The sequence below is a fragment of the Ktedonobacterales bacterium genome, assembly GCA_036557285.1.
GTDB lineage: Bacteria > Chloroflexota > Ktedonobacteria > Ktedonobacterales > DATBGS01 > DATBHW01.
Window position 1 is genome coordinate 54,669 of record DATBHW010000073.1, and the last position, 13,151, is coordinate 67,819.

General features: G+C 59.8%; 6 protein-coding genes. 3 read left to right on the top strand and 3 right to left on the bottom strand.

The window, feature by feature from the left end; translation table 11 throughout:
* Positions 1–6 precede the first annotated feature (6 nt).
* The gene (locus VH599_20225; protein ID HEY7350648.1) at positions 7–3,399 is read right to left on the bottom strand and encodes an amino acid adenylation domain-containing protein; all 3,393 of its coding nucleotides are present in this window, start codon (positions 3,397–3,399) and stop codon (positions 7–9) included.
* Between the two features lie 124 nt (positions 3,400–3,523).
* Positions 3,524–6,811, bottom strand: a complete 3,288-nt coding sequence (locus VH599_20230; protein ID HEY7350649.1) for an amino acid adenylation domain-containing protein — start codon at positions 6,809–6,811, stop codon at positions 3,524–3,526.
* 588 nt (positions 6,812–7,399) lie between these two features.
* On the opposite strand from VH599_20230, the gene VH599_20235 reads away from it, so the two are divergent.
* From VH599_20235 to VH599_20245, 3 genes are all read left to right on the top strand, one after another.
* On the top strand, positions 7,400–8,071 hold the full coding sequence (locus tag VH599_20235; protein HEY7350650.1) for a response regulator transcription factor: 672 nt from the start codon (positions 7,400–7,402) through the stop codon (positions 8,069–8,071).
* 6 nt (positions 8,072–8,077) lie between these two features.
* On the top strand, positions 8,078–9,523 hold the full coding sequence (locus VH599_20240) for an ATP-binding protein (GenBank protein ID HEY7350651.1): 1,446 nt from the start codon (positions 8,078–8,080) through the stop codon (positions 9,521–9,523).
* A gap of 249 nt (positions 9,524–9,772) precedes the next feature.
* Complete coding sequence (locus tag VH599_20245; protein HEY7350652.1) at positions 9,773–12,910, top strand: hypothetical protein; 3,138 nt, start codon at positions 9,773–9,775, stop codon at positions 12,908–12,910.
* A 34-nt stretch (positions 12,911–12,944) separates the two neighbouring features.
* Here the strand turns inward: VH599_20245 and VH599_20250 are convergent.
* On the bottom strand, positions 12,945–13,151 hold a 207-nt coding region (locus VH599_20250), incomplete at its 5' end, for a hypothetical protein (protein ID HEY7350653.1).

The window sequence follows — 13,151 nt, forward strand, 5'->3', positions numbered from 1 at the left end:
CTCACGTCATCTCTCCGTTCGCTTGCTCTCAATTACCAGGATGTCTTGCGCTTCATGATCGGAAAGCTGCTCAAGCTCTGCGAGCAACTGGGCCGTTACTCCATCTTCGATCTGGTCGGCCTGACACTGCACAATTCTTATAGCCAGGCTGGCTATCGTTGGCGCCTCAAAGAGACTGGACAACGGAAGCTCTATATTGAAGATGTCATGCGCCCGCGAGAGGGCGCGCACCGCCAGGAGCGAATGCCCCCCCAACTCAAAGAAGTTCTCGTTGATGCCCACCTGCTTGAGTCCCAGCAGTTCTGTCCAGATCGCGGCCAGTTGTTCCTCGGTAGGGGTGCGCGGCGCTGCAAGAGCCGCTTCTGGCTGTTCTCTGTCGCCCTCCGGGGCAGGCAGCGCCCGCCGGTTCAGTTTGCCGTTGGGGGTCAGCGGCACATATTCTAACATAACAAATGCCGATGGGATCATATGCTCTGGCAGGTGTTCCTTCAAGAAGCCGCGCAGGGCGCTGCTGGTGGGGGACTGGCCCGCAGCAGGCACAAGATACGCCACCAGGCGCTTCTCGCCAGGGGTGTCTTCGCGGGCCACGACCACTGCCTCGCGGACCTGGGGATGCTGGCTCAGGATACTCTCGATCTCGCCTGGTTCGATACGGAAGCCCCGAATCTTCACCTGGAAGTCGGCGCGCCCGATGTACTCCAGATTGCCATCGGGATGATAGCGGGCGAGATCGCCGGTCTTGTAGAGGCGCGCGCCTGGCTCCTGACTGAACGGGTTGGGGATAAACCGCTCGGCGGTCAGTTCCGGGCGGTTCAGATAGCCACGCGCCAATCCGTCGCCGCCGATATAGAGTTCGCCAGGCACACCGATAGGGACAGGCTGAAGGTGGGCGTCAAGCGCGTAAACCTGCAAGTTGGCGTTAGGCCGACCAATGAGTATCGTGGAAACCTCCTGATCTTCGCCCTCCCTCACCAGATCATAGGTGGTTGCGCCGATGGTTGCCTCGGTTGGGCCATAGCAGTTGCTCCAGCGAACGCGCTTAGGGACGCGCTCCTGCCAGAGCGTCAGACGCTGTAGCAGGGCTTGCTCGCCCCCCGTGATGACCCAGCGCAGGCTCTCCGGCAGCGGTGTGTTTGCTTTGGCGAGTTCATAGGTCCAGGTATGCCAGTAGGCTGTCGGGAGGTTCAGAATGCTCAGCCGCTCATGCTCTATGAGCCGGAACAATTCCTCGAAGGTCAGGGCAACCTGTACAGGCCGCAGCACCAGCGCGGCCCCCGCCAGCCAGCATGGGAAGATTTCCTCTGCTGCCGTATCAAAGCTGAGCGAAGCAAATTGCAAGATGCGATCAGCAGGCCGGACATCGAAGTGTTTGATAAAGGCCAGGTTATGGTTGACGAGCGCGCGATGGGCAATCTGAACGCCCTTCGGTTTCCCCGTAGAGCCAGAGGTGTAGATGACATAGGCCAGGTTGTCGGCCTGGACCGCGCTGACGGGGTTCGTCGTGGGTTCTTGAGCGATTTCTGCCCACTGCCCATCCAGGCAAATGACGCGAGCGTTCTGCGCGGGAAGCTGCGCCAGCAGATGCTGCTGCGTGAGTAGAACGGCTGCCTGGCTGTCCTCCAGCATGAAGGCCAGGCGCTCTGTGGGATAGCTGGGGTCCAGCGGCACATACGCGCCGCCCGCCTTGAAAATACCGAGGAGTCCCACCGCCATTTCCAGCGAACGCTCCACACAGAGGCCCACGAGTGTCTCTGGCCCCACCCTTTGCTTTTGGAGATGATGGGCCAGTTGGTTGGCGCGCGCGTTCAGTTCCCCATAGGTAAGCTGGCGCCCCTCGCTGACAAGAGCTACTGCGTCTGGCGCGCGCGCCACCTGCTGCTCGAAGAGCCAGTGGACACACTGGTCCTGGGGGTAATCGGCTTGGGTAGCATTCCACTCTACCAGCATCTGCTCTCGCTCGGCCTCTGGTAAGAGCAAAAGCTGGGAGATAGGTTGGTCGGGATCAACCGCGATGCCTTCCAGCAGCGTCTGGAAATGCCCAGCCATCCGCTCGATGGTCGCCGCCTCGAACAGATCGGTGTTGTAATCGAACGTGCCGCTGAGATCCTCTGGCCGCTCCTTTAAGGCGAGGCTCAGGTCAAACCCGGCGTCGAGGCCAGCCCCGATATGCAGCAGGGCGGCAGCCCACCCGGAAGGCAGGGCAGGCGGCGGCGATTCAAGCGTAAACATCGTCTGGAAGAAGGGGTTCTGCCGTGGCGCGCGCTCCGGGTGGAGTTCTTTGACCAGATGCTCGAAGGGCATGTCCTCGTGATCCAGCGTGGAGAGCGTGGTCTCGCGTACCCGCTGAAGCAGCGCCCGGAAGCCTGGATCGCCAGAGAGGTCCAGACGCAGGGCCAGGGTATTGATGAAGACGCCCAACAGCCCACGGACTTCTTCCTGCTTGCGGCCAGCGGAAGGGGTACCAATAATGAGGTCCTCCTGGCCGGAACAGCGCGCCAACAGGACAGCGTAGGCGGCCAGCAGAGTCATGAAAAGGGTAGCGCCCCCCTGCTGGCTGAGGGCTTTGAGGGCAGCGGTTGTCTGTGCAGGCAGGGTGAACGAATGCGCGCACATCTGGCCTTTGGAGGCGACGGGACGCGGGTGATCGCCAGGCAGCGCAAGATCGGTTGGCGCTCCGGCCAGATGATGCTTCCAGAAATCCAGATGCTCTGCCAATGCCCTTTCGTCGAGCGTTTCGCGCTGCCAGCAGGCGTAATCGGCATATTGGATGGGCAGCTCTGGCAAGAGCGAGGGCTGGCCGGTCGCATACGCCTGGTAGAGAGCATATAGCTCTGGCAGGAGTATCTGCGAGACAGAGAAGCCATCGGAGATGATGTGATGGAGGGTTAAGAACAGCCGATGCTCCTCATCGTCCAGGCAAACGAGGCGGGCGCGCAGCGGGGGCGCCTGCGAGAGATCAAAGGGCGCGGTGGTATTCTCTGCTGCCAGTCGCAGCGCCTCAGCTTCGCGTTCAGTCCTGGGCAGGCGGCGCAGGTCCGTGAAGGGCAGCCGGAAGATGGAGGGCGGATGAATTTGTTGGACAGGCTGCCCCTCTATCAGTGGAAAACTGGTGCGCCAAACTTCGTGACGCCGGATGAGTTCGTTGAAGCTCTGTTCAAGAGCCGCTCGATCGAGCGGCCCAGGCAGAGAGATACTCACACTCAGGTGATAGACAGGAAGATGCGGGGTGAGTCGGCTCAGCAGCCAGAATTGCTGCTGCGCAAAGGACAGCGGCACAGGCCCATCGTGGGCGCGTCGAGTGATTGTTTCAGCATCCACGCTTGTCGGAAACAGCTTGCCCCGCAAGAGCTTTTCCAGCAGGGCGCGTTTGGCCTCAGAGAGATTGCTTGTGTCTGACATGATGCTCTATCACTCCTAGTGGAGAGCGTCTTTCGCTGTCAATGGCGGCTTCCAAATCAGCCCCTGATGTGCTCAGCTTAAGCGAGAGACGATTCCACTATTAAAACGGGTTCGCAGTGCCCTTTTAACTCAATAACTGCTGCAATTCTTCGTCGCTCAGCGTCTCTAGTTTGGTCAAAATCACTTCTTCAATGGTGGCGGCCAACTCGCGGACTGTGGGCGCGTCGAAAAGGGTGCGCAAGGAAAGCTTTACCTTGAAGGTTTCGTTCATCCGCGCGATAGCCTGAGTACCCAACAAAGAATTGACCCCGATCATAAAGAAGTTCTCGTCGAGGCCAACCTGCTCCACTTTCAGGAAGCCAGCCAGGATCGCCGCCACTTCAATTTCCATAGGCGTGCTGGGCAGTGCGCCGATCTCATCACGCACGAGATGATCGGTATCTGGCGCGGGCAGGGCGCGGCGATCCACTTTGCCGTTGGGGGTCAGCGGCATCTGCTCTACCATTACAAAGGCCGATGGTATCATGTAATCCGGCAAATACTCCTTCAGAAAGCTGCGCAGCCCCGCGTGAGCAGGCGGGTCTCCTTCGCCTGCTACGAAATAGGCCACCAGGCGCTTATCGCCTGGGGTATCTTCGCGGGCCACCACGACAGCCGCGCGTATTGCCGGATGCTGCCGGAGCAGCGTCTCGACTTCGCCCAGTTCGATGCGGAAGCCGCGCACCTTCACCTGATGATCCAAGCGTCCTAGAAAATCAATTTCCCCTGTAGGCAAATAGCGTGCCAGATCGCCTGTTCTGTAGAGCCGCGCCCCTGGATCGGCGCTAAACGGGTCGGGAACAAATCGCTCAGCCGTCAATTCCGGGCGATTGAGATACCCGCGCGCCAGACCGGCCCCGCCAATATAGAGTTCGCCAGAGACGCCAATGGGGACAGGCTGAAGGGAAGCATCGAGCAGATAGACCTGAGTGTTGGCAATCGGGACGCCGATGGTGATCAGATTGGTATCGGGCGTGATCTGGCGGATGGTGGACCAGATGGTCGTCTCCGTTGGGCCGTAGAGGTTCCACAAAGACGCGCACTTGTTCAGCAATTGCTGAGCCAGGTCACGCGGCAGGGCTTCGCCCCCACAGAGCATCTTCAGGCGCGGGTCTCCCGACCAGCCCGCCTCCAACAGCAGCCGCCAGGTAACGGGTGTCGCCTGCATTACGGTTGTTCCGGTACGCGCCATCGTCTCCGCCAGCACCGTCCCGCTCACCGCTGTTTCGCGGCTGGCGATAACCACCCGCGCGCCGACCAGCAGCGGCAGGAAAAGTTCAAGGGCAGCAATATCGAAGGATAACGTAGTGACGGCCAGCCAGGTATCCTCCGCCGTCAGTCCGGGCCGCTCGCGCATGGACAACAAAAAGTTCACCACCGTGCGCTGGAGTATCTGGACTCCTTTGGGCCGCCCTGTGGACCCCGAAGTGTAGATGACATAGACCAGATTCTCGGCAGTGGACAGGCTGGCAGGGTTCGTCTGATCTTGCTCGGCCAGCAGCCGCGCGTCGGCGTCAAGGCGCACGACCTGTGCATTCTGTGTGGGCAGCAAGGACGCCAGCGTGGCTTGCGTGACGAGGACCGGAACCTGGGCATCTGTCAGCATGAAGGCCAGCCGCTCAGCCGGATATGTGGGGTCCAACGGCACATACGCGCCGCCCGCCTTGAGAATGCCCAGCAGGCCAACCTCCATCTCCAGCGAACGCTCCAGACACAGGCCCACCAGTACGTCTGGACCCACGCCAAGCTGGCGCAGGTAGTGAGCCAGTTGATTGGCACGCGCATTGAGTTCTTGATAGGTAAATGCAGCGCCCTCATAGATCACGGCTGTGGCCTGCGGTGTGCGCGCCGCCTGCTCCTCGAAAAGCTGATGAATACAGACATTGGTGGGGAACGCTCGTTGGGTGGCGTTCCACTCCTCCAGCAGTTTTTGCTCCGCTGGCGTCAGGATAGGTAAAGCAGAAAGGGGCCGATTGGGGTCAGCGACGATGCTCTCCAGCAGCGTCTGCCAGTGTCCGACCATGCGCTCGATGGTTGTCCTATCGAACAGGTCCGAGTTGTACTCGAAGCGGCCAATAAGCCCCTCTGGTCGGTCATCGAGTTCGAGGGACAGATCGAACTTGGACGTTCCGACGGTCACATCCATCTGCGTCAGCGTCCACCCGGAGGGCAGCGCCGTCAGCGGAGGCTCCAGGGTCAGCAACACCTGGAAGAGCGGATTCTGAGCGAGGTTTCGCTCCAGTTGCAGTTCCTTGATGAGATACTCGAAAGGTACCTCTTCATAGGTAATCGCCGAGGTCGTCACTTCGCGCACGCGCATCAGCAGTTCGCGGAAGGTCGGGGCACCGGATAAGTTGGTGCGCAGCACCAGGGTATTGAGGAAAAAGCCGATCATGCGCTCGACTTCGGGGCGCTTGCGTCCTCCGGTGGCTGTGCCGATGACCATATCATCCTGCGCCGTATAGCGGTAAAGCAGCGTGTTGAATGCCGCCGCCAACAGGATATAGAAGGTCACGCCCTCCTGGCGGCTCAGGGCTTTGAGCGCGTCAGTCAAGGGCTTTCCAATCGCAAAGGGGCGCATGGACCCGGCGTAGGTCTGTGCTGGCGGGCGCGGGCGATCAAAAGGCAATTCTAGGGTGGCGGGCGCGCCTTCAAGCTGTTTTTTCCAATAGACAAGCTGGTCGTCGAACTTTTCCTTTGGGAGCCATTCACGCTGCCAGGCGGCGTAATCGGTATATTCGATCTCTAATGGGGGCAGCGGAGAAGGCTGGCCTGCTAAAAAAGCCTCGTAAAGCGCGCGCAGTTCTGGAAGAAACACCTGATAAATGGCAACCCCATCAAAAATGATATGGTGCATCGTCAGGAACAGGCGATGCTCCTCATCCGCCAGTTGTATAAAGAGCGCGCGCAGCAGCGGCCCCTGGGCAAGATCGAAGAGAATGCGCGCGTCTTCTGTTGCCAGCCGCAGCGCCTCGGCCTCTCGTTCAGCTTCAGGCAGGCGCCGCAGGTCCACCAGGGGCAGCCTGACGGTTGAGGGAGGATGCACCATCTGGACCGGCTGCCCATCCACCAGCGGAAAGCTGGTGCGCCAGGCTTCGTGGCGCTTGATGAATTCATTAAAACTCTGCTCCAGCGTTGCTACATCCAGCGGGCCAGGCAGGTGAATGGTGACGCACTCGTTGTAGACAGGAATATCAGGCATCATTTGGGCGAGCAGCCACAATTGCTGCTGTCCAAAAGACAGCGGCGCAAAGCCTGTCTGAGTCCGCCGGGAGATAGCAGGGATACCTGTGGTAGCCTGCGGGAGATTGCCCCGCATCAGTTTATCCAGCAGGGCGCGTTTAGCCTCTGAGAGATTGCTTGTATCTGACATATTTTTGTTATTTCCTTCTCCTACTTCCTTCTCCTCATGAGAAGGGAAATGGCGCCGGGGATGGTAGAAAGGACTTGCCTTTGTCCTGAAGAAATACCATAGAGCCTCTCTCTTGAGAAGAGAGAGAAGATGGGTTGAGATATGGTTATGACTATGCCCAAGAGGGGTATGAATTGTGATACTGCGTCCCGCTCGTCGAGGCATGAGCAGACTCGGTTCCACCAACTATCGGAGGCGTCACCTGTAGCGCCGCCATCTTGGCGGCCACCGCTGCGCCAGGGCGAGCGTTCGCCCTCCAGGCCACCGGACCAGTGGGCCAACGTTGAGCCGCCTGGAGGGACGCGCGAGCGACCAACGGGAGCGAGAGTGCCGAGGCCCAGCCGAGGCAAGCGGCCCTTCCCGAAGGGATGGCGGCGCTACGAGTACCATGCCTCGCTTGCCAGATCTCATTTTTTGGTGGAACCAGCGGACTCTGCGTGGTTACAATTCTGAAGAGGACGTGTTATCCTTAGCATAAGGTCAAGAGTTTCTTCGGGTATGTGCAGCGTCTTCGTAGCGTGTACCTGTCAGATAAAGAGATGATGTGGCATGAGGGTGCTCATTGTAGAAGATGAACAACGCCTGGTCCGTTTGATGAAGCGGGTGTTGGAAGAAGAACGCTACGTGGTGGATGTGGCCTATGACGGTGAGGAGGGCCTCGAAAAAGCTGGTTCGGGCGCTTATGACCTGATCGTGCTGGACATTATGCTGCCCTATCGGGATGGGGTCGCGGTCTGCCGCTGGCTGCGCAGGCATCAGATTGCGACGCCCATCCTCATGCTGACGGCGCGCGATCAGCTAGAGGATAAAGTCAACGGGCTGGATGCGGGAGCTGACGACTATCTGACCAAGCCGTTTGCTTTTGAGGAACTGCTGGCGCGGCTCCGCGCCCTGGCCCGCCGCGCGCCAGCGCCGCCGCAGGAGCCGGTGTTGCATGTGGGCAATCTGACGCTGGATGTACAGCGGCATGAGGTGCAGCGAGACGGCCAGCCGATTCCTTTGACGCTGCGCGAGTTTGCCTTGCTGGAATATTTGATGCGCCATCCGGGCCAGGCGCTCTCGCGGACGCAGATTACCAACCATGTCTGGCCGGATGAGAGCGAGGCAGTCAGCAATATTGTGGATATTTATATTCACTATCTGCGCGAAAAAGTGGATCGTGGCTTTGAGCCAGCCCTGATACGAACGGTGCGAGGCATTGGCTATAGTATGCGAGGATAATAGGGTATGAGTTCGGCTTTATTCACTGTCACCCGCCGCCGCCTGGTGCTGTGGAATATTGCGGTGACGGGGGTGATTATCCTGGCCTTTGGCCTGGTGGCGTATGTCGTGGCTGACCGCGTGCTGTCCGGGGAGATGGATAATCAATTGGCTGCGCGCGCGGAGCAGGCGGAGAATAGTCTGAGCCAGGGCCGCACGCTCGATCTGGACAATGATAACGATTATAATGTGGATATTCTCTTGCTGCTCAGCCCCGATGGCGACGTGTTGCAAAGCTCGCTGCACGAACCCCTGACGGGGCTGCCAGATTGGGAGGCGGCGCAGACCGCGCTGGCGAATGACTGGCCGGATGTGCGCACCGTGTCGGTTGGGGCGAGCGGGACCATCAGTGTGCGCTTATGGACAGAGGAGATGAAGCGCGATGGCGCTCTGGTGGGGGTGCTGCAACTGGGGATTTGGACCCAGCCTTATGAGCATGAACTGCATCGGCTGCTGCTGGTACTGGCGCTGGTCAGCTTCGGCGCTCTCGCGCTGGCGCTGTTGGGGGGGATTTTCCTGGCGAGCCGCGCGCTGGCTCCCGTGCGAACCGCTTTTCAGCGCCAGCGCGATTTTGTGGGAGATGCCTCCCATGAACTACGAACGCCGCTGATGCTGATTCGAGCAGACATTGAGGTGTTGGGGCGTACCCTGCGCGCCAGCCGCGCCAGGCTGCCGGTGGCTACCCTGGCAGCGCGGCGAACAGGTGAATCGCTGCCCCTGCTGGCGCTGACAGCGCCAGATGAGCAAACGGAAGGCGTAGAGGGCGAATACCTGGAGGACCAGTTGGAGTTAGTCGGGGATGCGCTGGGGGAGATAGACCGGATGACTCGCCTGCTCAGGGAACTGCTCACGCTGGCGCGGCTGGATGGCGGCGCTGTGCAGGCGACGCATCAGCCTGTGGCGCTAAGCGAGCAGATGGCCGGGTTGGTGGCGCGCACGCGCCGCCGAGCGGAAGCGCACGGCTTGAAGATGGATGCCCATCTGGAACCAGGCATCGTCGTCTGGGGCGATGCCGATCAACTGCGGCAGCTCTGGCTGATCCTGCTGGAGAACGCCATACGCTATAACCGGCCAGCAGGCCGCATCACCGTGACTGGATGGACCGAAGAGCAGCAGGCGTGTGTTTGTGTGACGGATGGTGGGGTGGGTATCGCGCCGACGGACCTGCCGCGTGTGTTCGAGCGGTTCTATCGGGCCGATAAAGCGCACACGCGCGCGCCTGGCCCAAAAGCAGCGCGCGACCTGGAAGCGGAGCAGGCCGAGGCGTCCTGGCAGATGGGGGCAGGCGCCGGACTGGGGCTGGCGATTGCCCAGGAGATTGTGCAGGCCCATGCAGGCCAGATAAGCGTTACCAGCGCCCCGCATGAGGGGACCAGCTTTACCGTCCGTCTCCCACTGGCGTCGCCTCGTTGATAAGCCGCAGACTCCATAGCCCCTTTCCCCTGCATGCAGCCAACGCTCAGTAGCCCTTTGTGGGCAAATCAGCCTCGCTTGAATCCTCTCTCATCATTTTCCAATCATTCCTTGTTACAATCGAGGCAGATTGTATGCCAACCTTGCAGTATAGTATGCTTCGTAATGACTGGAAAGAAGAGTAGGACTGTGGCGATGATGGTAGAGCAACCTTCTGTAAGTAGGATGCAGAAGGGAGGCGCATCCCATGTGTTACGCCCCCTGAACCTCCTGAACGATTTTGCGGAACTCAGGACTTTACTCCTATCAACGCTGGAGATGGCCGCTGCCTCTCTCCCTTCACCGAACGGTTCAGCAAAAGGATCAACTGAAGAAGCAGAAAAGTTAGCTGGCTCGCTTCAGGAGAGCAATACCCATCTGCTTGATGCCTTTCTTGTGGCCGCTGGGATGAATCAGATTCTAGAAGATTATCTCCATCGAGATGTTTTTGCCCTGACTAAAGTGTCCAGGAACCTGCCTCACATGTTCTCCCCTCCATTTGGAGATGGCGCAGCAGCCGCCAGTAAACAGGTCGCTCGGACGCTCTCTTATACCCGCGCGCTCCTGCCCGGCGAGCAGCAACTCGTGAAACAGCAGCGAACAGTGGCGGCCTTTGTTCAGCAGTTGGCCGATCACCTTGCTCGCTCCATAGGTCCAGAGGCCAGCAACATACCAACGCTTGTTGCAGACGTAGCTCAGGACCGGCAGGCAGTAGAGGGATTGCTGCGTATCGGGCGCGATCTCCTTGCCTCTGCGGGGGCGACGCCAAAGGCGCTGCAACGCAGTGTAGTACGCCTTCCTGCCTGCTTTCGCAGCTTCGATCAGCGTCCAGAAGATTGCCAGCGTATCGTTCACAAGTTTGCCAAACGCTGGCCTGAGCGGGATGTCCCCCTCCTGGTGATCGGCGTCCGAACGTCAGGAAGTTATCTTGCCCCGCTCTGTGCCGCGTTCCTGCGCGCGCAGGGGTATCAGCGTGTTCAGTCATGCACCTTACGACCTGAGCAGGCGTGGCTCCCTGGGGAGCGTGACGCAGTATTCAAGCATATCCAGCCAGGGGGAAGGGCGCTGCTGGTTGATGATCCGCCCCATACGGGATCAACGCTTGTTCAGATAGGAGAGGCTCTGGAGGAGATGGGGGTAGCCCGCCAGTTCGTTCATCCGGTAGCGCCAATCTTTGGCTCCATTGCTGATTTGCCACCGCTCCTCCAGGGCTATGAAGCCGTCTACCTCTCCTGGGAAGAATGGGCGATCCATAGCCAGTTAACCGCCAGCGCAGTAGAAGCAGATTTGCGAGAACTGCTGAGCGGACGAACCATTCACGTATCCTCCGGCCAGGACGCCTTGACTGAGGTGAAGGTGGCGGCTGTAAAAGATGTCAAGCGTTTGCCGTTGGATGCTCAGGTGTATCCTCTTGGCGCGCCTGTCACCATCCCTATGGAGGATATGGACGAGTTGCAGCCGTTTCGCGGGCATGTTCGTGGACTCTATCAGGCGCAGCTTTTGGATGAGAGAAGCAGCAAATGGTTCACCCATACCATCTATGTGAAGGGCGTCGGTCTGGGGTATCTGGGCGCGCATTCGCTGACCCTGGCCGAGCGGCTCTCCGAGTTCTTGCCAGACATTTATGGATTACGCGATGGCTTGCTCTATCGGGCCTGGATTCCAGCGGAGCGACGGCTCTCGGCTGCTGCGCCCGTTGACCCGGACGCTCTTGCCGGGCGGGTGGCGGCATACGTTGGCGCTCACCACCAATCGCTGCCATTGTCAGTAGATATGACGAAGCGCCTTGCCGGAAGGCATCCGCTCTGGCTGCGCGCTAATGAAGATATTATGTGCCACGCCTTTGAGGGCGCGGCGTCTCTTGTGCGTCCGGTGCTGGTGAACCTGGCGAAGTACCTGCTGCTTCAGCCGATGAAGCGTGCCGCCGTGATTGATGGAAGCATGGCGCCGACAGAATGGTTCATACCCTGGGCGAACGCTCAGGGGGAAGAACCAACGCGCGGCTTGCTCAAAGTTGGCTTTGATGATCGTGTCTTTTGTAATCAAGACCTGGATTGCTGCGACCCGTTCTACGACCTGGCAAGCGCCGCAGCGCATTACGAACTCAAGACGGGCGAGACAACCATCTCTGATCTCTTGCGCCAGCACTACAGGCGCTTGACTGGCGAAACATGCAGCGATGAGCGTTGGCTGCTCTATCAACTCATTGCGCTCCATATAGAGGATAAAAATATCTTCAGAATCTTCTGGTATGCTAAGGGGAAGTCTCTCGTAAACGTTGATCGGGCCAGCCCGAATGGGCCTCAGCCAGCTGACAGCTTCTTCGTCGCCTCTGAGCGCATCACCCATGCGGCGGAAGCAGTTCAGCGCACCATCTCGCGCGTTCAGGAACGCTATTTTGGCGAGCGGTTTTTGCGCGATGTCACGCCCGTTTCTTCTGGGCCGCTCTGCGCCATTGATCTTGATGGCGTGCTGGAAATGGGCTGGCTGGGGTCTGTAGCCATCAGCCCGGCGGGTGCGCTGGCGCTGCGGGCGCTGGCGCGGCATGGCTATCGCTCTATCATAGCGACAGGCCGATCACTGGATGAACTGTGCGACCGCTGTCAGGCGTACCAGCTATCAGGCGGCATGGCCGAGTATGGCGCGGTCATCTACAACCACCTGACAGGCGAAACGCGGCTGTTGTTGAAGCCAGAGGAACAGGCTGATCTTGACGCCCTGCGCGCGGTCTTACAGCAGATGCCAGGGGTCTATGTGAGCCAGACCTATCGCTACGCTGTGCGCGCCTATCAGGTGAGGGGGAGAAAACGACGTGGCCTCACGCCGGAGACGCTTGAGCAGGCGTTGCAGCAGGTTCCCGGCAGAGAACGTCTGCGGGCCATTCCTGGCCTGGCACAAACAGATTTTATGGTCACGACTGTGGATAAAGGGACTGGCCTCACGGCCCTTGTCGAACTGCTGGATGGGCCATCAGGCCATCGGGCAGGCGCCCCGCTGCTGGCCTTTGCTGCCGGGGATACGGCCTCTGATCTGGCGATGTTCGGATTGGCGAAAAAAGCCTTTGCGCCCGCGAACGCTGACGCGGAAGTGCGGAATGCCGCTCAGATGAAGGAGGGGAGCATCCATATTATGAAAGCTCCCTATCAGGCCGGATTGTTGCAGGCAGTGGCGCAGTTTCTAGGGCATAACCCTGCTCGCTGCTCCACCTGTCGGGCAGCAGTTTTTCCACGCGAAACCAATTTGCTTTTGACCGCATTTGCGGCGCGGGATGTGCATGGCTGGGGCAAACTGCGACAGGCGGCCCTGCTTGGCGGGCGTGTGGCTCTGGCAAGATGGGGCAGGAAGTGATGCCGAGACAAAACCGAAGCAGATCAGGCATGAGTCATCCCGAATTTTCTCTGCTGTGTTGTTTTGCTGGCAGGATGCGCGAAGGCCGCAGGTGTAGCGCCGCCGCCGTCCCGGCGGCCAAACGCTGGCACGTGGAAACGCTGAACGGGCAGCCCTGGTCGCCGGTGAGGCGTTCAGCCGCCGTCCCGGCGGCGCTCCGCTCGGTCCGGTGCGGCTTTCCGCCAGCGAAGCCACCAGCCAG

What these genes read in the sequence shown, in the direction of transcription:
- VH599_20225 (HEY7350648.1), bottom strand. Translation starts at nt 3,399, where the DNA reads ATGTCAGACACAAGCAATCTCTCTGAGGCCAAACGCGCCCTGCTGGAA.
- VH599_20240 (HEY7350651.1), top strand. Translation starts at nt 8,078, where the DNA reads ATGAGTTCGGCTTTATTCACTGTCACCCGCCGCCGCCTGGTGCTGTGG.
- VH599_20235 (HEY7350650.1), top strand. Translation starts at nt 7,400, where the DNA reads ATGAGGGTGCTCATTGTAGAAGATGAACAACGCCTGGTCCGTTTGATG.
- VH599_20230 (HEY7350649.1), bottom strand. Translation starts at nt 6,811, where the DNA reads ATGTCAGATACAAGCAATCTCTCAGAGGCTAAACGCGCCCTGCTGGAT.